The sequence below is a fragment of the Achromobacter sp. ACM01 genome, from assembly GCF_014851745.1.
Lineage (GTDB): Bacteria > Pseudomonadota > Gammaproteobacteria > Burkholderiales > Burkholderiaceae_B > Achromobacter > Achromobacter aegrifaciens.
In genome coordinates this window covers 1,167,807-1,189,334 of sequence record NZ_JACVAF010000003.1, presented here as the reverse complement: position 1 = coordinate 1,189,334, position 21,528 = coordinate 1,167,807, and the positions used below count along the sequence as shown (strand labels likewise).

Below are 21,528 nucleotides of genomic sequence, written 5' to 3'. Positions count from 1 at the left end.
AGCCGATTATGCAGGAAAAACGAGACAGCGGCGTGCATGCGCAAAGCCCGCCGCTGCCTTGGGCGCGGCGGGCCGGGGATCAGGCCGCCAGCTTGACGATGCCGTAGCCGCCGACCAGCAGCCAGAGGTACAGGATCAGGCCCAGCGCCATCACCCGGGGACCGGCCTTGCGGATCTGGGCGAAGCGGGTTTCGATGCCCAGGGCGGTCATGGCCATGGTCAGGGCGAAGACGTCCAGGCGGCGGATGGCGGCGACGGCATCGGCGGGGATGATGTTCAGCGAATTGATGATGGCCAGCACCAGGAATCCCACCGCGAACCAGGGAATGGGCAGCTTGGCGCCTTTGCCCTGGCCGCCGGCATGCGAGGCCGCGCTGCGCAGATACATGCCCAGGATCAGCAGGACCGGCACCAGCAGGGCCACGCGGGTCATCTTCACGATGGTGGCGACTTCGGTGGTGGCGGGATCGACATTGCTGGCTGCGCCGACGACCTGGGCCACTTCATGGATGGTGCCGCCGATATAGATGCCCAGGGCCTGGGTGTCGAGGTTCAGCCAGCCCGCGTGATAGAGCACCGGGTACAGGAACATGGACAAGGTGCCGAACAGCACTACGGTCGCCACGGCCACCGCGCTCTTGTGCGGCGCGGCCCGCAGCGTGGGCTCGAAGGCCAGCACGGCGGCGGCGCCGCAGATGGCACTGCCAGCGGCGGTGAGCATGGCGGTGTCGCGGTCCAGGCCCAGCAGGCGCTGGCCCACCACGGTGCCCAGCAGCAGGGTGCCCACCACGACCGCCACCGAAACCGCCAGCCCGGGCAGGCCCACGGCGGCGATCTGCTGGATGCTGATGTTCAGGCCGTAGAAGGCCACGGCGATGCGCAGCAGGCGCCGCGCGGTGAAGTTCACGCCCGCGCCCCAGTCGGCGGGCATGGTGCCGCGCAGGAAGTTGCCGTAGAGCATGCCGCAGACGATGCCCACGACCAGCGGCGAGAAACCCAACTGGCGGATCGCGGGCAGGTCCGCCAGCTGCATCACCGCGGCGGCCATCAGGCCGACGAACAGTACGCCGTTGAGTTTGTCCCGCCACGGCGTAGCGGCGGGAGTGGCGGCGGGCGAAGCCGGGGTGGCGGGCAGGGGGACGGCGGTGCTGGAAGAGGTACTCATGGCTGGCCTTTTGGCGGAGGCATATCTAAATAACTTCACGAAATATTAATTTCCCGCCTACTATTTGAAAAATCTTTATTTCAGATATGTAATATCAGGAATTCTGATAATTTAGCGACCATGACTCCTGACCAGCTGCTTACCTTCGCCGCCGTGGCCGACGCCGGCAATATCAGCCGCGCAGCGCAGTTGCTAAACCTGTCCCAGCCTGCCGTTTCCGGCCAGCTACGGATGCTGCAGGAATGGTTCGGCGAACCCCTGTACCGCCGCAGCGGCCACGGCATCGCGCTGACCGAAGCCGGCGAGCGCCTGGCCGAGCAGGCGCGCCAGCTGCGCCAGGTGTACCGGCAGGCCCAGGCGGTGCGCGAATCCTGGCGCGGGCTGGAAACCGGCGATCTGCGCCTGGGCGCCAGCACCACCCCCGCCAGCTACCTGCTGCCCAGCCTGGTGGCGGATTTCCGCCTGGCCTTCCCGGCGGTCAGCCTGCACCTGTCGGACGGCAACACGCGCGAAATCGTCGAGCGCCTGCCGGCCCTGGACCTGGCGTTCATCGAGGGCGACGTGCCCGCAGGACTGCCCGCCGACACGGCCGTGCATGCCTGGCGGCAGGACGAAGTGGTGGCGGTGGTGCGTGCGGACCACGCGCTGGCCGGCAAGGGGGCGGTCACGCTGCGCGATCTGGCGGCTTCAGCGCTGGTCATGCGCGAGCCCGGTTCGGGCGTGCGCCGGCTGGTGGAGCGTGCGTTTGCGGATGCGGGCCTGGCGCCGTCCGTGGGGCTGGAGCTGGCCGGCGTGGAGGGCGTGAAGCAGGCAGTGCGTGCCGGGCTGGGCGTGGGCTTCGTGTCCGTCATGTCGATGCGCCATGAGGATGGCGCGCTGGCGGCCTTGCGCCTGTTGCCCAAGCCGCTGACGCGGACTCTGAGCATCCTGGTGCCGCACGCGGACGCGGCCGCCCGCGCCGCCGAACGCTTCCTGGCGATGTGCCTGGCGGTCGGGGCGGCGGACGGCGTTTGAGGGTCAGGCCTTGGCCAGGCGCTTGAGCGCCAGCTGGACCCAGTATGTGCCGCCCAGCGGCAGCAGTTCGTCGTTGAAGTCGTAGCTGCCGTTGTGCAGCATGCAGGGGCCCAGGCCGTGGCCGCTGTCGCGATGTTCGCCGGTGCCGTTGCCGATCCACACATAACAGCCCGGCAGTTCCTGCAGCATGAAGGCGAAGTCTTCCGCGCCCATGGTGGGCTGCACTTGATCGTTGACGTTGGCCTCGCCCACGATGTCGCGCAGCACGTCGGCGCAGAACGCGGCTTCCTCCGCGTGGTTGATGGTCGGCGGATAGTTGCGCTGGAACGTGAACTGCACTTCGCAGTCCATCGCTGCGCAGGTGTGGCGCGCGATCTCTTCCATACGGCGTTCGATCAGGTCCAGCACGTCCAGCGTGAAGGTGCGCACCGTGCCGCGCAATTCGGCGTGGTTGGGCACGACGTTGTCGGCGCTGCCGGCGTGGATCTGCGTGATGCTGAGCACCGCCGCGTCCAGCGGATTGCGGTTGCGCGTGATGATGGTCTGCAGCGATTGCGCCAGTTGCACGGCCGCCATGACGGGATCGATGCCCAGGTTGGGCATGCCGGCGTGGGTGCCCTTGCCCTTCACGATGATGGAGAACTCGTTGCTGGAAGCCATGATGGGGCCGGCGGTCAGGCCGAACTGGCCGGCTTTCATGCCGGGCCAGTTGTGCATGCCGAATACCGCTTCCATGGGGAAGCGCTTGAACAGGCCGTCGTCGATCATGCGCTTGGCGCCGCCGCCGCCTTCTTCCGCGGGCTGGAAGATCACGTAGACCGTGCCGGCGAAATCGCGGTGCTGCGACAGATATTGCGCAGCGGCCAGCAGCATGGCCGTGTGGCCGTCGTGGCCGCAGGCGTGCATCTTGCCGGCGTTAGTGCTGGCATGCTCGAAGGTATTGGCTTCTTGCATGGGCAGCGCGTCCATGTCGGCGCGCAGGCCGACGGCGCGGTCGCCCGGCAGATTGCCGCGGATGATGCCGACCACGCCGGTGCCGCCCAGGCCGCGGTCGATTTCGATGCCCCATTCTTCAAGCTTCGCCGCCACCACATCGGCGGTGCGGAACTCCTCGAACGCCAGTTCGGGATGCGCGTGGATGTCGCGTCGGATCTTGGAAATGTCGTGATGCCACGCGACGATGGGTTCGAGCAGTTTCATGGGGCTCTCGGGCGAAAAAAGGGAACGCAACAAGGGTATCATCAATCAAAAACCAATTTAATGGAGACAAATACCATGACGCGTCCGTGGCTTGCCCATTATCCGCAGGGGGTTCCGGCGGAGATATCGACAGACGGTTATGCCTCCCTGACTGACTTGCTGGACCGGGCCTGCAAGCAGTACGCCTCGCGCATCGCGTGCACCGCGATGGGCAGCAACATTACTTATGCGCAACTCGATGCGCACGCGCAGGCGTTCGCCAGCTGGCTGCAAAGCGTCGGCCTGTCCAAGGGCGAGCGCGTGGCACTGATGATGCCCAACGTGCCCGCCTATCTGGTCAGCATGCTGGGCACGCTGCGCGCGGGGCTGGTGGTGGTGAACGTGAATCCGCTCTACACCGCCGAAGAGCTGCAGCGCCAATTGCTGGACAGCGGCGCGTCGGCCATCGTCATCCTGGAGAATTTTGCGCACACCTTGCAGCGCGTCACGGATCGCGGGCAGCTCAAGCATATCGTCGTGACCGGTCCGGGCGATCTGCTCGGCGGCCTGAAGGCGCCGCTGGTCAACCTGGCCGCGCGCTATGTCAAGAAGATCGTGCCCGCGTGGCAGATCGATGGCGCCCGCATGCTGCCGGATGTGCTGCGCGACGGCGCGCGCCAGCGCTTTGCGCCGCCCGCGCTGTCGATGGACGACGTGGCGGTGCTGCAATACACCGGCGGCACCACCGGCGTGCCCAAGGGCGCGATGCTGTCCCATCGCAACCTGGTGGCCAACGTGCTGCAGACGGAAGCGGTGGCGCAGCCGGTGGTGCACGACCTCGCGGACCAGCAGCTCACCATCATCAGCGCGCTGCCGCTCTACCACGTGTTCGCGATGACCGTTTGCGGGCTGTACGGCCTGCATGCGGGCATGCGCAATGTGCTCATCATCAATCCGCGCGACCAGCCTTCGCTCATCAACGCATGGCGCAAGGTGCCGATCAATGTGTTCCCCGGCGTCAATACGCTGTTTAACGCGCTGGCCCACAACGAAGACTTCGCGCGCCTGGATTTCTCCGGCTTGCGGCTGACCTTGGGCGGGGGCATGGCGGTCCAGCAGCAGGTTGCCGAACGCTGGCTGAAGATCACCGGCAGGCCGCTGATCGAAGGCTATGGCCTGTCGGAGACCTCGCCGGTGGCGACCGTGAATCCCACCAACGCCACCGCGTATTCGGGTTCCATCGGCCTGCCGCTGCCATCCACCGACGTGGCCATCCTCGATGACGAAGGCCGCGAAGTGCCGCTGGGCGAACGCGGCGAGGTGGGCATCCGCGGACCGCAGGTCATGCTGGGATACTGGCAGAAGCCCGAGGAAACCCGCCACTCCATGACCGCCGACGGCTATTTCCGCACGGGCGATATCGGCATCATGGACGAGCAGGGCTATACACGCATCGTCGACCGCAAGAAGGACATGATTGCGGTGTCGGGCTTCAAGGTCTATCCGAACGAAGTCGAGGCGGCCGTGGCCCAGCATCCCGGCGTGCTGGAGTGCGCGGCGATCGGGGTGCCGGACGAGCATTCGGGCGAAGCCGTCAAGGTGTTCGTGGTGCGGCGGGATCCGACGCTGACCGAGGCGCAGATCCAGGATTGGTGCCGGGAAAAGCTCACGGGCTACAAGCGTCCGCGCTATGTGGAGTTCCGCGATGAGCTGCCCAAGAGCAACGTGGGCAAGATATTGCGCCGGGAACTGCGTCCCGACGCAGTGGCGGGCGTACCCGCAGGCAAGGCGGCGTAGGGCCGTCAGTCCTTCTTGTCGAGGTGCGGCGCGATCATCTCGTGCAGGGCGCGTTCGATGGCCTTGTTGCCGGCCACGACGCGCCCGCCGATGGGCCAGGGATCCTGGCGGTGCATGTCGGAACATGCGCCGCCCGCTTCGCGCAGGATCAGCGTGCCGGCGGCCACGTCCCAGGGCGCCAGGCCCATTTCCCAATAGCCGTCGTAGCGGCCGCAAGCGGTCCACGCCAGGTCCAGTGCCGCCGCACCCATACGGCGCACGCCGCGCGCGCGGTTGATGGCGTCATGCAGCATGGGCATGTACTGCGCAGCGAATGAAAAGTCGCGGAACGGGAAGCCAGTAGCCAGCACCGCATCTTCGATGGTCGCCGTGCGCGAGCACTTGATGCGCCGTCCGTTGAGCCAGGCGCCCAGGCCGTGGACCGCGGTAAAGAGTTCCTCGCGGCTGGGGTCGTAGACCACGCCGACCACGGGCGTGTCCTCGGCCAGCGTGTCGGACGCCGATATGGCGGTGCCTGCGTGTGCGATCAGCGCGATCGACACGGCGTAATGCGGGATGTCGTGCAGGAAGTTGGTGGTGCCGTCCAGCGGGTCGATATACCAGGTGGCGCTGCCTTGGGGCTTGCCGCCCGTTTCTTCGGCGACGATGCCGAACTTGGGCGTGCGCGTTTGCAGCTCCTGGATAATGGCGGCCTCCGCCTCGCGGTCCGCCTGGGATACGAGATCGTTGCGCGCCTTGCGGTCGATCACGAGATCGGCGCGGTGATGCGCGTAGGATTGCAGGATGGCCGCGCCGGCATGGGCTGCCGTGACTGCCGCGTCGATCGCGGCGCACAGGTCGATGGGCGAGGTCTGCGAGCGGGGCTGATCATAGGTATCCATGAAACCAGTGTAAGCCCATGTATGCGTCAAATCCGTGGTGAAGCCCCGAAACCGCCATGCCGCGTGGCTTCCGCCCAACGCGGCCGCATCCGATAATCCGCGCTGATTTTCATTCTCTATTTCGTCTGCCGCCGCCGTTTCCATGTCCTTCTCCTATGCCCCCCTGATCCCCGCCAAGGCTGAATTCGACGCCGATGGCCGGCTCTACAGCCCCGCTTATGGCGATGTCTACCATTCGCCGTCGGGCGCGCTGGGACAGGCGGAACACGTGTTCCTGCGGGGCAATGGCCTGCCTGAGCGTTGGCGCGGACGCCGCGCATTCACCGTCTGCGAAACGGGTTTCGGACTGGGACTGAACTTCCTGGCTCTCTGGAAGGCATGGCGCGACGATCCGCAGCGCAGCGCCGCGCTGCACGTGGTGTCGCTGGAAGGGCATCCCTTTGAACGCGAGGACTTGGCGGCTCTCTTGACGCGTTATGCGCCCGAGCCCTTGGCCGGTCTGGGGCGACAACTGGCGGCAGCATGGCCGGTCTTGTTGCCCGGACTGCATCGCCTCGAATTCGAGGGCGGCGCCGTCACGCTGACGCTGGGCTTTGGCGATGCGCAGGTCCTGGCGTCCCGTCTGCGCGTCGGCGTGGACGCGTTCTTCCTGGACGGCTTCGCGCCTGAACGCAATCCGCGGATGTGGGAATTGCCCTTGCTGCGCGACCTTGCCAAGCTTGCGGCGCCCGGCGCCACGCTGGCCACCTGGGCCTGCACCGGCGAATTGCGCCAGGTCTTGCGGACGGCGGGTTTCGAGGCGCGGCGCGCGCCCGGCTACGGCGGCAAATGGCATATGACCGTGGCCACTGCGATTGCCCCTGGAGGTGCGGCCGCGGACGTCCCGCACGCGGAGTCCCGCTACGCCGTGGTGGTGGGAGCGGGGCTGGCGGGAGCCGGCATCGCCCAGGCGCTGGCCGCGCGCGGATGGCGTGTGACCGTGATCGACGCGGGCCGGGTGCAGGGCGCGGCGGCGCACGCAGGGCATGTCGCGGCGGCCTTGACGCCGGTGGTGGCGCGAGACGACAACGCGCGGGCGCGCCTGTCGCGCGCCGGCAGCCTGCGCGCGCTGGCGCGCTGGCAGGGTTTGCCGGCAGGCGCGGCGCCCCTGGTCTGCGGCACGGTCCAGCTTGAGCGCGACGAAGGCCGGTCCGCGGCCTTGGCCGGCACCCTGGAGACCCTGGCCTTTCCCGAACACTGGGTGCGCCAGGTCAGCCGCGACGAAGCCAGCGCCTTGGCCGGCCTGCCGCTGGCGCGCGGCGGCGTGTATTTCGGACAGGGCATGCTGCTGCGGCCAGACTTGTTGATAGAGGCCCTGCTGGCGACCGAGGGCGTCACGGTGCTGCCCGGCACGGCGGCCAGGGTCGAACGCGCCGGCGCCGGCTGGCGCGTGCGCGATGCGGAGGGCGCTGAACTGGCGCGAGCCGATACCGTCGTTCTGGCCAACGCGTTCGGCGCGCGCGCCGTGCTGGCAGACAGCGGCTTGCTGGATCCCTTGCCGCGCGTGGGCCAGATGCACGCGCTTGCGGGAGAAGTGACGCTGCTGCCTGCGCAGACGCTGCGTGGCGGTCCTCGCTGCATCGTGGGCGGCGAGGGCTATCTGCTGCCCGACGTGGGCTCTGGCTGCGTGGCCGGCAGCACCTATGTGCATGGCGCGGCCGAAGCGCGGATCGGCGCCGAGGGCCAGCGTGTCACCCTGGACAAGGCTGCGGGCCTGCTGGGCGGAGGCTTCCCCGAATTCGAATCCCTGGAGCCCGGCAGTCTGCCGGGCTGGGCCGGATGGCGGGCCGTGCTGCCCGGACGCTTGCCCGCCGTTGGAGAACTACCCCACGCGCCGGGCCTGTGGTTGGCCATCGGCTATGCATCGCGGGGGCTGTCTTGGTCGGCGCTCATGGGAGACCTGATCGCCGCGCGTCTGGCTGGGGAGCCGTCGCCTTTGGAAACCGATCTGGCCCAACTTATTTCGCCACGATGAAAAAAAGCCGAAAGGGGCGCCGGGAGCTTGTCCCGGGTGGCGTAGAATGGCAGGAATTGCCGGGATTTGGCGCCAAATTGGCCTGAGTTGGCCGCGAACCTGGCATTTTGGCGGCTCGACGGCCGCTCCTCTTGGGGGGCGCTGGCCGAAGGCTTTAGACCCCTTTTATGGATGAGATCGCAGTCCAAATGAGGGACCGAGTTTATTTCAAAGCCCAAATCCGTCAAAATAGCGTCTTTTGATGGTTTTTGGCTTAAGCCGGGGGATGCTCTGTGCCGCCCAAGTTCGACTTTGCCCATACTACCCAGCTCGAAAACGTCGAGCTGCTGACGTCCCGCCCCAGTCGCATCGATTTCGACGCGGGCGATGGGTTGCATCTGGTAGTCGAGGCGCATGCGCCTGGCGTCTTTCGCCTGCGCTGCGGCGAGGCTAATCACCTTACCGATGACAAGCCCGGCGCGCGTGCTCGCGCCGTGGCGGAAATGCTGCTCGCGCGCCAGGAGGCCGTGGGCGAAGCCGTTATCGCTCCGCGCGACGACGGGGAGGGCTGGCGGATCACCCAGGGTGACGTCTCCCTGGAAATCCTGTCCAACCCCGTGCGCGTCGCGATCTACCGCAACGACGAACGGGTGTTCGAGTCCGAGGTATCCGCGCATACGCCCGCATTCGGGCACAACGCGCTGGACCAGGCCGACGACGCCGTCTGGACGGCGGGTTTCACGCTGCAGTCCGACGAGCGCATCTATGGCCTGGGCGAAACGCCGGGCGATCTGAACCGCCGCGAAGAATCCGTGGTGTCCGACGACCCCGAGCACCGCGCCCTGCCTTTGGCATGGAGCCCGCGCGGCTGGGGGGTCTACGTCAACACCATGCGCCGCGTCGAACACTCGGTGGGCGTGGCGCCTGCGGACTCCGCCTATGTGCTGACCGTGGACGACGTCGTGCTGGACATGTTCCTGTTCGCTGGCGAACCGGGCGAGATCCTCAATCAGTACACCGCCTTGACCGGCCGCGCGGGCCAGCCTTCGCTGTGGGCGATGGGCGCGTGGCTGCAGCAGGCTCCGGGCGAAATGCCCACGGACACCGTGGCCTTGGTCGCTCGCATGCGCGAAAACCAGATTCCGGTGGATGCCGTGACGCTGGCGCAGCCTGCGGCCTGGGGCTTCCAGTCGGACAAGACGGTTTTCGAATGGGACGCCCAGCGTTTCCCGGACGCCAAGCAGATGCTGGCGCTGTTCCACAAGCACCATGTGCATGTCGCCGCTTCCGGCTTCCCGGGCGTGCTGAAGACCAGCCCGCTGTTCGAGGAACTTGAAGACCGCGGCTGGCTGTTGGCCAAGGACGACGGTTCGGCCCAGGTGTTCGACGGCACCGCCGCCACCTCGGGACAGCCGTACGGCCTGCTGGACCTGACCTACCGCGACATCTACAACCTGTGGGTGGAGCGCCATCGCCAATTGGTCGAAGACGGCCTGGACGCGCCCGCGTGCGACGCCCAGATCGCCATCCCCGACGGCGTCACGGCCCGCAACGGCGAAACCGGTCCTGCGCTGCGCAGCATGTATCCGCTGCTGGTGCGCCGCGCGCTGTTCGATGCGGTCGCCGGCCTGAAGGTGCCGCCGGAAGGCGTGGTGCCCAGCTCCGATCTGTTCCCCGCCGCCCAGCGTCTGCCGTGGCAAGTGGGGCCGCAGGTTGAAAACACCTGGGAAGGGCTGCGTCACACCCTGCGCACCGCGTTGTCGATCGGCGCCAGCGGCTTGCCCGTCCAGGTGCATGGCATCGGCTCGGCCGCGCGCGACCGCGCCGGCATGACGCCCGAGCTGTACCTGCGCTGGCTGACCGCCGGCGTGTTCTCGTCGAACTTCGCTTTCCAGGGCGTGGAAGGCCTGATGCCATGGGACTTCGGCGAAGAAACCCTGGCGCATGCCAAGACCTGGATGCAGTGGCGTTACCGCCTGGTGCCTTACGTGCTTGGCGCCATCGAGGACTCGGCGCGCACCGGCTTGCCGGTGCAGCGTTCGATGGCGATGTCGTTCCCGAACGATCCGCACGCGCATGACTGGGACCTGCAATACCTGCTGGGTCCGGCCCTGCTGGTGGCGCCGGTGACCGAACCCGGCAAGCAGGTGCGCGTGTACCTGCCCAAGGGCGAGGCCTGGTGGGACCTGAACACCGGGCACCGCTACGAAGGCGGCACCACCTGGACCATCGATTGCGAACTGGGCCAGTTCCCGGTTTTCGGCCGCGAAGGGCACATGCTCTGTCTTGGACCGGCGGCGCAGCATACCGGCGAGTTCAACTCGGCCCGCATCCTGGACGAGGTCTGGATGTTCGGCATGCCGGTGCATAACCCGGTCGTCATGCGCAACAAGATCCGCGTGATGCAGATGCAAGGCTCCAGCTACATCAAGGGGCTGGAAGGCCTGCGCATCTCTCCGTCCGAGGGCCTGGAAGTCAAGCGCCGCGGCGCGGAAGTCCGCATCTCGCGCGCACGCTGAAAAAGCCGGCTGCGGCCGGTCCGGCACAAAATGGGCAGTCAGGAAGGCTTTCCTTCCTGACTGCCCTTTCGGCGTTATGGCGTGTGCTCCTTAGGGACGCAACCGGGCGCGGGTACGGGCTCTTATATTACTTGTAGTTATAAAAAATGAAAGAAACAGTCGTTCTCTGTAGAAGAGAAAAGATACAAAATCGCTTGCCATGATTCAGATCGAGAACCTATCCAAGACCTACGCCACGCCGCACGGACAATTCCAGGCGCTGCGCGGCATCAACCTGCATATCAAGCAGGGCGAGGTCTTCGGCATCATCGGCCCCAGCGGGGCCGGCAAAAGCACGCTGGTCCAGTGCATCAACTTGCTGGAGCGGCCCAATGAAGGATCGATCGCCATCGGCGGCCAGTCCCTGACCGGCTTGAACGAGGCGCAGTTGCGCGAGCAACGCCGCCGCATCGGCATGGTGTTCCAGGGGTTCAACCTGCTGTCGCGCCGCACGGTGTACGGCAATGTTGCGCTGCCGCTGGAAATTGCCGGCGTGGCCAAGGCCGAGATTCCGGCCCGCGTCGAGCGCCTGCTGGCGCTGGTGGGCCTGGAGCATCTGCGCGACCGCTATCCCAGCCAGATCAGCGGCGGCCAGAAGCAGCGCGTCGGCATTGCCCGCGCCCTGGCCAACAACCCGGACGTGCTGCTCAGCGACGAAGCCACGTCCGCGCTGGATCCGGAAACCACGCACAACATCCTGGCCTTGCTGCGCGACATCAACCGCAAGACCGGCGTGACCGTGGTCATGATCACGCACCAGATGGAAGTCGTGCGCGAGGTCTGCGATCGCGTCGCCGTGCTGTCGCAGGGCGAAGTCGTCGAAATGGGCAGCACGCGCGAAGTGTTCGCGCAGCCGCGCCACGAAGTGACCCGCGCCATGGTGTCGGCCGCCACCGCGTCCGACCTGACCGACGCCACGCTGGCCGCGGTCAAGGAGCGCATCCAGGCGCTTGCCGCCGCCAAGCCGGGCCAGGCCGTGCGTCTGCTGCGCCTGTCGCTGACCGGCACCGACGCATCGGGCTCCTTCCTGTCCGACCTGTACAAGCAGTATTCGCTGGACGTGGGCCTGATCCAGGCGCGCGTGGAAGACATCCAGGGCGTGGCCGTGGGCACGATGTTCGTGCTGGCCCAAGGCGCGCCCGCATCGGTCAAGGACGCGATTGCCGCGCTGGCCGCCCGTGACATTACCGTTGAAGAAATAGCTCATGAGTCCGCAACTGATCGACCTGCTTATTACGTCGCTGCTTGACACCCTGCTGATGGTGGGCGTGGCCAGCGCCATCGCGGTGGTGATCGGCATTCCGCTGGGCGTGATCCTGACGGTGACGGCCCGCGGCAACATGCTCGAGAACCAGTCCGTCAACCATGTGCTGGGCGCGGTGATCAACGCCACGCGTTCGGTGCCGTTCGTCATCCTGATGGTAGCGATCATCCCGTTCACGCGCCTGGTGGCCCAGACCTCCATCGGCACCACCGCCGCCATCGTGCCCTTGTCGGTCGCCGCGATTCCGTTCATGGCCCGCATCGCCGAAAACGCCATGCGCGAAGTCGACCCGGGGCTGATTACCGCGGCGCGCGCCATGGGCGCGTCGCCCATGCAGATCATCATGAAGGTGCTGCTGCCCGAATCCTTGCCCGGCCTCATCGCAGCCACGGTCGTCACTGTCGTCAGCCTGATCGGTTATTCGGCCATGGCCGGCGCCATCGGCGGAGGCGGCCTGGGCGACCTGGCCATCCGCTACGGCTACCAGCGCTTCCAGTCCGACGTGATGGCCGCAGTCGTCATCGTGCTGATCGTCCTGGTCCAGGTGATCCAGAGCCTGGGCGACCGTTACGTGCGCCGCATCTCGCATCGCTGATCCTGCCGGCGCCGCATCCATTTCTCCTCACTTCCGACATTCGGGATACTGCAACATGAGCATCAAGGTTTTGAAGTCGCTGGCCGCGTTCGCACTCGGCGCCGCCGTTTTCGCCCAGCCCGCGCTGGCCCAGGACAAGCCGCTGAAGATCGGCGTGACCGCCGGCCCGCACGCCCAGATCTTTGATGTGGTGAAGCAGGAAGCCGCCAAGCAGGGCCTGAACATCCAGGTCATCGAATTCACCGACTACGTGCAGCCCAACGTCGCGCTGTCCTCGGGCGACCTGGACGCCAACAGCTACCAGCACCAACCCTATCTGGACAACGCCAACGCCGACCGCGGCTACAAGCTGGTCAGCATCGCCAAGACGGTGATTTTCCCCATCGGCATCTACAGCAAGAAGATCAAGTCGCTGTCCGAGCTGAAGGAAGGCGCCCGCATTGCGCTGCCGAACGATCCGACCAATGGCGGCCGCGCCCTGCTGTTGCTGCAGGCCAACGGCTTGATCAAGCTGCGTCCTGATGTCGGCCTGAAGGCGACCCCGATCGACGTGGTCGAGAACCCCAAGAAACTGCGCTTCATCGAACTCGACGCTGCTCAGTTGCCGCGCTCGCTGGATGACACCGATGCGTCGGCCGTGAATACCAACTTTGCGCTGGAAGCTGGCCTGAATCCCGCCAAGGACGCCATCGCCCAGGAATCGCCCGACTCGCCGTACGCCAATGTGCTGGTCGTGCGTGAAAAGGACAAGGACCGTCCCGAGTTCGCCAAGCTGATCGCCATCTATCACAGCCCGGCCGTGAAGCAGTTCATCGAGACCAAGTACAAGGGCGCGGTGGTGGCCGCCTGGTAAGCCCAGCACCGCCAGCTCCAGGAACGGCCGCCGCGAGCGGCCGTTTTTGTTGCTCGGTGGAAGTTATGGGTTGGGGCCTTGCACCGAATTTTGACAAACGGCGCCAAATCGGCCATAATTTCTGGCTTCGGTCGGGTTGTTAGCTCAGTCGGTAGAGCAGCGGACTTTTAATCCGTTGGTCGCGAGTTCGAGTCTCGCACAACCCACCACCCCAATTCTCGTACAAAGCAATGGCTGTCCAAGCATTGCTGTACTCAAGAAAAACGCCGCTATTTCTAGCGGCGTTTTTTTTGCTTCTTGATCATTGTGGTTCATGACCTGGCTATGGACTCGGCTTGTGGCCGGGTTGAAGCCGCTGCTGGACCGGCGCGCGTTGCAGCCGGTCCATTCGTGTTGCTCTCTTACGTAGAGGCCGCAAACGCGATGAGGGTCGGCTCCGCCATCGGCACATGCCGCGGGGACTGGGACGATGCCGTCTTGAACACTTCGACCGCATGCAGCAGGTCGCGCGCCTGTTCCGCCATGGAATGCGCCGCGGCAGCGGATTCCTCGACCAATGCCGCATTCTGCTGCGTCACGGAGTCCAGTTGGGCGATGGCGACGTTGACCTGTTCAATACCGATGGCTTGTTCGCGCGACGCGGTGGCGATCTCTCCTGTTATTGTCTTCATGCGCATCACCGAGGTCACGACGTTCTCCATGTCCCGGCCAGCCCGCGCGGCGAGATCCCGTCCGGCCTGGACCACGGAAGTGGAGGTCTCGATCAGGTCTTTGATTTCCCTTGCGGATGTGGCGCTGCGTTGAGCCAGCGCCCGGACCTCGCCGGCGACCACGGCGAAGCCGCGGCCTTGATCCCCGGCCCTGGCGGCTTCCACCGCAGCGTTCAACGCAAGTATGTTCGTCTGAAATGCAATGCTCTCGATCAGCGACACGATCTGAGCGACCTTTTCGGAGTTGGCGGAAATCTCTGTCATGGCTGCGAGCATCTCGGACACCACGCTGCCAGCTTTCTCGGCTGCCTTGGCTCCTTCAATGGCTACCTCGTCTCCGCTTGCCGCGTTGTCTTGATTCAGTCGCACGGTGGACGTCAGCTGTTCGATGCTGGCGGCTGTCTCTTCCAGAGAGGCGGCCTGCTCCTCGGTACGGTGCGACAGGTCTGCATTGCCTTGGGCAATCTGACCAGCAGCCGTCGAAATCGACGAAGCCGACGATTTGATTGCATCGACGATTCTGGATAGACGTGATCGCATGGATTCCAGACCATGCATCAAGCTGTGGTCATAGCGGGAATCGAGCTGCAGTCGGCTGGTCAGATCGCCATCCGCGATGCTTACCGCCAGGACTTGTGCATCGCCGGGATCGCCACCCAGCTGGCGCAGGATGCTGCGCGCCGTGAGACAGCCAGCAAGCACCCCAAGTAGCAGCGCGATCATGACGGTCGTTCCTACAGCCCATTGCAACTGGTTCGCGAACGTTCGGGTATCCGCCGCGCGTGCGTCGTTGATCTGCGTTTCGAGCGCCGCGAGTGTGGAAAGCGTTTCCTGGAGCACGCGTTGCTTGGGCCGCAGTTCCTCTTCCAGCAGATGTTGCGCGTTCTGGCGGTCGCCGTTCAATCCTTCTTCCATGACACGCACGAACTGCGAACGCATGTCTTGTTGTGCAACGCCGGCGGCGGCGAACAGACGCCTTTCGTCGTTGGTGGTGCCAGAGCGGCTGGAGAACATGCCACCCAGCTTGTCTCGAGATTCGTTGTAGAGTTTCTCCGCTTCATTTGCTCGCAGTAATTCGGCCTTCAGCACCGACGGATCCGTGAGGAGCAGAATGTTGCGGATCGCGATGGCCTGTTCCTGGACTTGGTAGCGCATGTCGATCGCCAGGCGCCGCTGTTCGTTGTTGATCGAGGTGATCTGATAGACATCCTGCTCCAGCGCCCGGATGCCAAACGCGCCGAGAACGCCGGACACCAGCAGCGCCACCATGATCATCGCAAAACCCATGGCAAGGCGAGTACGCATCTTCAGCTTTGATGGCTTCATTTCAATTTCGCTTTCAAAAATGGAATCTCTGTATTCGGTTCACGCTGTCCGGACTATACGGACGCGCTGCGCGCGACAAAAGACAGAAATTTTGTTCCGCCAAGCACTTTTTCCTATTTTGTGGGCGACCGTAGATCACGCCGCGCAAGCCCGCGCGGCGCAGGTGAAAGCCATCCATCGATTTATCGCGCCGGGTTGTCGGACTGCGTGATGACGCAGTTGCGGCCAGAGGCCTTGGCGCGATAGAGCAGTGCGTCCGCTTGCTTCAGCAACGCGTCGATATCGCTGATTTCATCTGCCCGCGCGCAGACCACGCCAAAGCTGCTGGTGATCGACGTTATGGTCCTGCCGTCGGCAGGGACCGTCAGGCGTTCGATGCGGCGGCGCATGCTCTGCGCCATTGCGCTTGCTTGCGCCATGCTGGGAACCGTGCATAGCACCGCGAATTCTTCGCCGCCGATGCGCGCAACGATGTCGGTGCGCCGCCATGTCTGATGGCATGCCTGGGCCACCGCCACCAGCACGTTGTCGCCGCCGGCGTGGCCGTAGGAATCGTTGATCCGCTTGAAATGATCGATGTCGAAGACGATCAAAGTCAGCATCTGTTCCGGCTCATGCAGGCTTGCGCACAAGGCTACGGCGCGGACGTGAAATGCGCGACGGTTGAGCAGCCCCGTGAGGAAGTCTGTCTCCGCCAAGGTCGCCAGATCGGCGATGAGCCGCTCGCGTTCATGCTCTGTCCGGGACTTGGCGATGGCGTCCTCCTTCAATCTCTGAATGGCGTCGAACAGGCCGCGGACTTCCTTCCGATAGCCGGCGCCGGAGATTGGCGCGGGGGCGTTGTCATTGATGGAGTTGATGATTTCGGTGGCCACGACGAATGGTCGTATCAGACGCCAGCGGAACTTGGTGAATCCCCAGGTGGCGGCCAGCAACAGCACGATGGCGACCGCTGTGGTCGTGACCAGTTCCGTCACCGCGTTGACGCGTTGCCGTTCCAGGAGCTTTTCCAATACGCTCAGAACTTCATCGCGGAAGTCGACGATGGATTGCATCAGCGGAACATAACGCTCCTGCGTGCCCGCCTGCGGACTGGGCGAGTCCGCGCTTGAAGGTGGCGTGTGGCGCAAGGTTTCGATGTACTCCAGGCCTGCGCCAAAATACTCAAACTGAACTCGGGGATACGCGCGCGTCTCGAGGTCCGCATGGGTGGAAAGCTGTACTTCAAGCAACGCACGCAATTGCGAAACGCGTCCAAGCTGCTGTTCGATGCGTTGCGTTTCCAAGTCACTGAGAGGGCGACGCTGAACCTGTGCGGGCATGAAGGAGGATCCCAGCAGGCCGGCTTGTTCGCGCAGGCCTGCTGCAAGCATGGCAATGGTCATGAGGCCGGGGCTTTCCACTTCATGTCGGATCACGACGGCCGAGTTGTCGAGCGCGGTTTCCTCGAGAGCGGGAATGAGCCCGGCCATGATGACCACCACGTCATTCAGCTCTTGCGCGCTGATCAGCGCACGCGGCCTGGCGATGAGCCGATCTGCGGCGGCGCGGTGTTGGACCAGGGTCCGCGCGATGTGCTGGATGGTGGCTCGGACATCCCTGCAACTGTCGCAGCTGCGGGTTCGGTGCAGTTCCAGCAGCTCGGCAATTCTGTTGTCGCTGGCGTTGCGCGCGAGTTGTAGTTCTTGCTGTCTGGCCTCGGATACCGGCTGGCCTTCAATCAGCGCCGCATTCATCGAACCGCGTTCCATCAGGACGGTAGCCATCGCCTCCAGCGTGCCCTGGACGACGCCCAGGCTCGACATGGCATCGCGCGCCGCCGCGTGGGCCCGCCAGCTATGCGTAAGTTGAATGCCTATCAGCGCGCTGACCGGGATGAGCACGCCGATGACATAGGCCACCGTGTAGCGGTTCAGGGATTTCAAAAGAACGGTGCGGACGAAGAGATTTCAACAGGCGGGAGGGATAGCGGCAGACTTGCCGCGTCGCGCGCGATTCACTCCTTGGCTCCGAGCGTGTCCTGCAGTATCACTTTGTTGAGCGCCAGGATGGCGATCAGGCGTTCAAGCCGGTTGCACTCGCTTTCCAGCTTGTTCAGCAACTTCAGTTCAGAGGACGCAAGCCCGTCGTAATGCGTCTTCCACTCGTGGAAAATCGCTACGCTCACGCCCATGCGCTTGCAGATGTCAGACATCGGCGTGCCAAGCGTCGCCTGTCTCAACGCATGCCTGATCTGTTCTTCCGTAAAGCCCAACCGATCCATGTTATGCACCCCCCGTATCCTGAGACGAAGTCAATTCCTTTCAAACCATGAGCGCGTACACCCCGAGCAATCGCTTTGACTCATTGCGTCAAGCTACCTGCAAGCCGCGTAGCGCCTGTAGCACTGCAACCCGGGTTTGTCCCAGCACCATGCCGTGCCAATTCGCCTCGTTGCAATAGAACGCGTCCAGCGTGGTCTGCAGGATGGTCCGCCGCAATTCGTCCGGCGCTTCGGGGTGCGCGTGCAGCCAGTTCCTGCCGCACAACGCATGCACCATGGCGTCGAAACGGACAGCCCCGAAAACAATGGCCATCGACGTCGGCAGCGACAAAGGACAGGCCTGATAAATCAGATCGGCAAGCTGGCCGGAGATATCTACCGACACCGAGTTGCCTTGATAGGGAACGGTGATGTCGCTTCCCCACCACTGGCGTGCGCGCGCCACTTCGGCGTCGTCGTGGCGGCCGGCGTAGAGTTTTTCGCCGTGGCCGCGCGGTCCCCAACCGGTGTGCACGTCGATCCAGCCGATATGGGTACGCGTACGCGCATGCTCGTGCAGGATACGGCGCAGGTTTTGCAGCGATGCCGCCGGACGGTCACCGCCATAGAACAGGCCGTTGGCGTGCGAATACTGGCCCCGCGAGACCGCTTGCGCGAATGTGGACTGCCCGTGTTCGGCGATGTACTGGGCGATCAGTTGCTGGTTGGATTCTGTGGGGGGCCATTCCTCGGGCAGCAGCAGGTCGTGCAGCCTTGCGTATTCGGGGTTTGCCGGTAGCGGTCGTCCGTCGAAGGGCAGTCCGTTGCGGTTCAGGTCGATGTTGTACTCGTCCGTCCGGGCGATCCAGGAATAGCCGTAAGGATTGACCGCATGCACCAGCAGCAAGGCCACGCCGGCCTCTCGTGCGCGGGCCAGCATGACGGTATCGTCGAGCAGCGCGAGCTGGCACCCGGAGCCGCAGAATCCTTCCACTCCCAGCACGGCGGATGTCATGATGAGAATCCGATCGGCGTCGGGGTCGCCGATGTAGGCGACATCGGTGCTCAATGCCTCGCCTTCGCTGCCGGTCTGGTCGATGCCATAGGAGTGGAACGAATCGGCGAGCGGCCTGGCCGCCTGCGCAAAACGCTCGCGCGCCTGGGCGTAGCTGCGGGAAAAGTAGCTCGCGCTGGTTCGCATCAGGCCTCCTGTAAGCCGGACAGGGCTTGCAGAACGGCCACGCGGCTTTGGCCCAGGATCATGCCGTGCCAATCGGCGGCGTTGCAGTAGAACGCATCCAGCGTGGCGTTCAGGATGGCGTCGCGCTTGGCGTCGTCGGCCTCTGGATGGGCAAGCAGCCAGTTGCGGCCGCGCAGCGCTTCGATCATGGCGTCAAGGGGAACGGTGCCGAATTCCAGCGCCATCGGCGTGTGCAAGGCGTTCGGACAAGTCTGGTAGATCAGGCCCGCCAACTGGCCGGTAATGTCCACCGATGCGGAACTGCCTTCGTAGGGAACCGCGATATCGCTGCCCCACCATTGGCGGGCCCTGGCGACCGCGGCAGCGTCGCGGCGGCCCGCGTAGATTTTTTCGCCGTGACCGCGAGGCCCCAATCCTGTATGTACGTCGATCCAGCCGATATGCTTGCTGCGGCTGCCGTGCTGTTGCAGGATATGGCGCAGATTCAGTAGCGACGCAGTGGTGTGGTTGCCGCCGTAGAACAGGCCGTCGGCGTGCGTGTACTGCCCGCGGGTCACGACCTGCGCAAAAGCCGCCCGACCATGTTCGGCGACGTAGGCGTCGATGCGCGCGATATTTGCAGCCGTGGGCGGCCATTCCGTGGGCAGCAGCAGATCATGTATCTGCGCATATCCGGAATTCTGCGGCAGGGGGCGTCCGTCGAAGATCTGGTCATTGCGGTTCAGGTCGACATTGTCTTCGTTCGTACGCGCCAGCCAGGAAAACCCGTAAGGGTTGATTGCGTGCACGAGCAGCAAAGCCACGCCGGCCCTGCGGGCGCGTTCCAGCATGGCGGCGTCGTCCAGCAGGGCCAGTTGGCAGCCCGAGCCGCAAAAGCCTTCCACGCCATGCGTGGCGGAGGTCATGATCAACAGCCGTTCCGCGTCCGGTGGACCGATCAACGCGACATCGGTTGCCAACGCTTCGCCTGCGCGGCCCGCGGGTTCGATGACGTAGGAGTGAAAGTGCGTGGCCAGTGGTTTGGCCGCGAGCACGAAACGGTGGCGAGCCTCTTCGTAGCTGCGCGAGAAGTAGCTGGAACCGAGCTGCATCAGGCCTCCTGAGCGTCGATGTCGTCGTGGGTGCGGTCGTCGATCCAGAACAGCACCACTGTTGAAAGAGCTATCGCCACCATCAGGAACCACGCCGGCGCCATGGAGTTGCCGGTCACGTGCAGCAGCCAGGTCACGAAGAACTGCGCGAAGCCGCCGAACACGGAGATGCCCAGTCCGTACACGACCGACATGCCCGTCGTGCGTACGGCCTTGGGGAAGAGTTCGGGAAGCATCGTGAATGCCGGCGCCGACTGCAGCGCCACCAGTACCGCAAACAGGGCGACGAGCAACATCAGCCGTTCGGTGCTGGGTGCGGTCATCAGCCACTGGAAGCAGGGCAGCAGGACGATCAGGGTCGCCAGACGCGACCAGAAGATCACGCGCTTGCGGCCATAGCGGTCCGCAAGCATGCCGACAAATGGCGCAATCAGGAAACCGACAGCGCCGAACACGACGCTTGCCGACAGCGTGGACGTCGCCGGCAAGCCCAATTCCCGGTTGGCATACGCTGGCATGTAGAAGCTGAGGATCTGCGTGCTGACCATGCCGCCGATGAGCAACAGGATGCCCTTGAGTATGGTGACCTTGTAGTCGGCGAAGACGCGGCGCAAAGGTTGGTGAGTGGTGGCGGGGTGCGCGGTCGCGCGTTGCGGTTTGCCGGTGTTTTGAGGCGAGCTGGTCAGCGTTTCTTCGAGGTTCCGGCGGATGTAGGCGCCCACGGGCACGGTCAGGATGCCGATCACGAATGGCACGCGCCAGCCCCAGGCCTGCATCTGTTCCGTTGTCAGTCCCATGGTCAGCAGCGTCACGACCAGTGCGCCAAGCATTACGCCCAGCGACTGGCTGCCGAACTGCCAACTGGAATAGAAGGCGCGCTTGCCTCGTGGCGCATGTTCAACCAGCAGGGTGGTGGAGGCGCCGACCTCGCCGCCCGCGGCGAAGCCCTGGATCAGTCGGGCCAGCACCATCATGACCGGGCCGACCATGCCCATTTGCGCATACGTGGGGGCCACGGCGATCAAGGCACAGCCCAGGCCCATCATCCACAGCGTCAGCGTCATGGCCGCACGGCGGCCGTGGCGGTCGGCATAGGAGCCGATGAGCATGCCGCCCACGGGGCGCATCAGGAATCCGACGCCAAAGGTGGCGGTGGTCAAGAGCAATTGGCCGTAGCCCGAGGCGGCCGGGAAGAACAGCGGGCCGAGCACCAGCATCAGAAAGGTGAAAACGGTGAAATCGAAGAATTCAAGTGCGTTGCCGATGGTGGTGCCAGCGATGACGCGCCGGCGCATGGACGGCGTGTGGAGCGCGTTGGACGCGGTCGCTGCGATTGCGATAGACATGGTTTCCCCTGGTGTCTGGTGAGAGGTGCGCCGATCCGTGGTCCCGGGCCTTGGGCTCGCCTCTCGAAGGGCACTATACGGATGCCCTTGGATAAGAAAAAGAAAGAAAATTCGATTTGGTGAACACTTTTTTATATAGAGCAGCCTCCCTTTCCCCCAGTGTTTTGATCCGGTCGCCAACATGGAATGGCGATTCAGATTCGGGGCGTCACGCCACAGGCGCGTCAGTGTCGTCATGGGGCGGCCACGCCGATCGGAAGGCATGGTTTTCCCTGGTGTCTCTCGGGGGGGGGGGCGCGGTCTGTGCATCCGG

Annotated in this window: 16 protein-coding genes and 1 tRNA gene; 8 read left to right on the top strand and 9 right to left on the bottom strand. The window is 64.7% G+C overall.

The features are described 5' to 3' along the window. Positions 1 to 79 precede the first annotated feature (79 nt). Positions 80 to 1,165, bottom strand: a complete 1,086-nt coding sequence (locus tag IB268_RS20235) for a YeiH family protein (RefSeq protein ID WP_054457584.1) — start codon at positions 1,163 to 1,165, stop codon at positions 80 to 82. A 120-nt stretch (positions 1,166 to 1,285) separates the two neighbouring features. Here IB268_RS20235 and IB268_RS20230 point away from each other — a divergent pair, with 120 nt between their 5' ends. Next, on the top strand, positions 1,286 to 2,179 hold the full coding sequence (locus tag IB268_RS20230) for a LysR family transcriptional regulator (RefSeq protein WP_054457583.1): 894 nt from the start codon (positions 1,286 to 1,288) through the stop codon (positions 2,177 to 2,179). 3 nt (positions 2,180 to 2,182) lie between these two features. Here IB268_RS20230 and IB268_RS20225 read toward each other — a convergent pair whose 3' ends face one another. After that, positions 2,183 to 3,379 (bottom strand): M20 aminoacylase family protein, encoded by a 1,197-nt coding sequence (locus IB268_RS20225; protein ID WP_192354713.1) that lies wholly within the window; start codon positions 3,377 to 3,379, stop codon positions 2,183 to 2,185. A gap of 75 nt (positions 3,380 to 3,454) precedes the next feature. Between IB268_RS20225 and IB268_RS20220 the strand changes: the two genes are divergently transcribed. Then, the gene (locus tag IB268_RS20220) at positions 3,455 to 5,155 is read left to right on the top strand and encodes an AMP-binding protein (protein ID WP_054457581.1); all 1,701 of its coding nucleotides are present in this window, start codon (positions 3,455 to 3,457) and stop codon (positions 5,153 to 5,155) included. 5 nt (positions 5,156 to 5,160) lie between these two features. Here the strand turns inward: IB268_RS20220 and IB268_RS20215 are convergent, their stop codons facing one another. Next, on the bottom strand, positions 5,161 to 6,036 hold the full coding sequence (locus tag IB268_RS20215) for an inositol monophosphatase family protein (protein WP_054457624.1): 876 nt from the start codon (positions 6,034 to 6,036) through the stop codon (positions 5,161 to 5,163). A 142-nt stretch (positions 6,037 to 6,178) separates the two neighbouring features. Here IB268_RS20215 and mnmD point away from each other — a divergent pair, with 142 nt between their 5' ends. From mnmD to IB268_RS20185, 6 genes are all read left to right on the top strand, one after another. Beyond that, a complete protein-coding gene (gene mnmD, locus IB268_RS20210) occupies positions 6,179 to 8,050 on the top strand; it encodes a tRNA (5-methylaminomethyl-2-thiouridine)(34)-methyltransferase MnmD (protein ID WP_192354712.1) in 1,872 nt (623 codons plus the stop codon). Between the two features lie 272 nt (positions 8,051 to 8,322). Continuing rightward, positions 8,323 to 10,548 (top strand): TIM-barrel domain-containing protein, encoded by a 2,226-nt coding sequence (locus tag IB268_RS20205; RefSeq protein ID WP_054457579.1) that lies wholly within the window; start codon positions 8,323 to 8,325, stop codon positions 10,546 to 10,548. Between the two features lie 199 nt (positions 10,549 to 10,747). After that, the gene (locus IB268_RS20200) at positions 10,748 to 11,836 is read left to right on the top strand and encodes a methionine ABC transporter ATP-binding protein (RefSeq protein ID WP_054457578.1); all 1,089 of its coding nucleotides are present in this window, start codon (positions 10,748 to 10,750) and stop codon (positions 11,834 to 11,836) included. Further along, complete coding sequence (locus IB268_RS20195; RefSeq protein ID WP_042796433.1) at positions 11,793 to 12,446, top strand: methionine ABC transporter permease; 654 nt, start codon at positions 11,793 to 11,795, stop codon at positions 12,444 to 12,446. Before IB268_RS20200 ends, IB268_RS20195 begins: the two co-directional genes overlap by 44 nt. A gap of 55 nt (positions 12,447 to 12,501) precedes the next feature. After that, complete coding sequence (locus IB268_RS20190; RefSeq protein ID WP_054457577.1) at positions 12,502 to 13,299, top strand: MetQ/NlpA family ABC transporter substrate-binding protein; 798 nt, start codon at positions 12,502 to 12,504, stop codon at positions 13,297 to 13,299. A gap of 133 nt (positions 13,300 to 13,432) precedes the next feature. Beyond that, positions 13,433 to 13,508: transfer RNA gene (locus tag IB268_RS20185), tRNA-Lys, on the top strand. Positions 13,509 to 13,700: 192 nt separating this feature from the next. On the opposite strand, the gene IB268_RS20180 is transcribed toward IB268_RS20185, so the two are convergent. The 6 genes from IB268_RS20180 to IB268_RS20155 form a co-directional block, all read right to left on the bottom strand. Continuing rightward, positions 13,701 to 15,335 (bottom strand): methyl-accepting chemotaxis protein, encoded by a 1,635-nt coding sequence (locus IB268_RS20180; RefSeq protein ID WP_192354711.1) that lies wholly within the window; start codon positions 15,333 to 15,335, stop codon positions 13,701 to 13,703. 182 nt (positions 15,336 to 15,517) lie between these two features. After that, a complete protein-coding gene (locus IB268_RS20175) occupies positions 15,518 to 17,260 on the bottom strand; it encodes a diguanylate cyclase (RefSeq protein ID WP_175163500.1) in 1,743 nt (580 codons plus the stop codon). A 71-nt stretch (positions 17,261 to 17,331) separates the two neighbouring features. Next, a complete protein-coding gene (locus tag IB268_RS20170) occupies positions 17,332 to 17,598 on the bottom strand; it encodes a transposase (RefSeq protein ID WP_175163501.1) in 267 nt (88 codons plus the stop codon). A gap of 88 nt (positions 17,599 to 17,686) precedes the next feature. Beyond that, the gene (locus tag IB268_RS20165; protein ID WP_125472047.1) at positions 17,687 to 18,778 is read right to left on the bottom strand and encodes a M14 family metallopeptidase; all 1,092 of its coding nucleotides are present in this window, start codon (positions 18,776 to 18,778) and stop codon (positions 17,687 to 17,689) included. Further along, entirely contained in the window at positions 18,778 to 19,869 is a 1,092-nt protein-coding gene (locus IB268_RS20160; protein ID WP_175163502.1) for a M14 family metallopeptidase, read from the bottom strand. The genes IB268_RS20165 and IB268_RS20160 overlap by 1 nt, the downstream gene beginning before the upstream one ends. Further along, positions 19,869 to 21,215, bottom strand: coding sequence for an MFS transporter (locus IB268_RS20155; protein WP_192354710.1), 1,347 nt, complete (start codon positions 21,213 to 21,215; stop codon positions 19,869 to 19,871). Before IB268_RS20155 ends, IB268_RS20160 begins: the two co-directional genes overlap by 1 nt. Positions 21,216 to 21,528 lie beyond the last annotated feature (313 nt).

Bases quoted from the DNA above. Each gene is read 5' to 3' on its own strand.
- IB268_RS20215 (WP_054457624.1), bottom strand. From the start codon at position 6,036: ATGGATACCTATGATCAGCCCCGCTCGCAGACCTCGCCCATCGACCTG.
- IB268_RS20220 (WP_054457581.1), top strand. From the start codon at position 3,455: ATGACGCGTCCGTGGCTTGCCCATTATCCGCAGGGGGTTCCGGCGGAG.
- IB268_RS20225 (WP_192354713.1), bottom strand. From the start codon at position 3,379: ATGAAACTGCTCGAACCCATCGTCGCGTGGCATCACGACATTTCCAAG.
- IB268_RS20160 (WP_175163502.1), bottom strand. From the start codon at position 19,869: ATGCAGCTCGGTTCCAGCTACTTCTCGCGCAGCTACGAAGAGGCTCGC.
- IB268_RS20190 (WP_054457577.1), top strand. From the start codon at position 12,502: ATGAGCATCAAGGTTTTGAAGTCGCTGGCCGCGTTCGCACTCGGCGCC.
- IB268_RS20165 (WP_125472047.1), bottom strand. From the start codon at position 18,778: ATGCGAACCAGCGCGAGCTACTTTTCCCGCAGCTACGCCCAGGCGCGC.
- mnmD (WP_192354712.1), top strand. From the start codon at position 6,179: ATGTCCTTCTCCTATGCCCCCCTGATCCCCGCCAAGGCTGAATTCGAC.
- IB268_RS20235 (WP_054457584.1), bottom strand. From the start codon at position 1,165: ATGAGTACCTCTTCCAGCACCGCCGTCCCCCTGCCCGCCACCCCGGCT.
- IB268_RS20230 (WP_054457583.1), top strand. From the start codon at position 1,286: ATGACTCCTGACCAGCTGCTTACCTTCGCCGCCGTGGCCGACGCCGGC.
- IB268_RS20155 (WP_192354710.1), bottom strand. From the start codon at position 21,215: ATGTCTATCGCAATCGCAGCGACCGCGTCCAACGCGCTCCACACGCCG.
- IB268_RS20200 (WP_054457578.1), top strand. From the start codon at position 10,748: ATGATTCAGATCGAGAACCTATCCAAGACCTACGCCACGCCGCACGGA.
- IB268_RS20170 (WP_175163501.1), bottom strand. From the start codon at position 17,598: ATGGATCGGTTGGGCTTTACGGAAGAACAGATCAGGCATGCGTTGAGA.
- IB268_RS20180 (WP_192354711.1), bottom strand. From the start codon at position 15,335: ATGAAGCCATCAAAGCTGAAGATGCGTACTCGCCTTGCCATGGGTTTT.
- IB268_RS20195 (WP_042796433.1), top strand. From the start codon at position 11,793: ATGAGTCCGCAACTGATCGACCTGCTTATTACGTCGCTGCTTGACACC.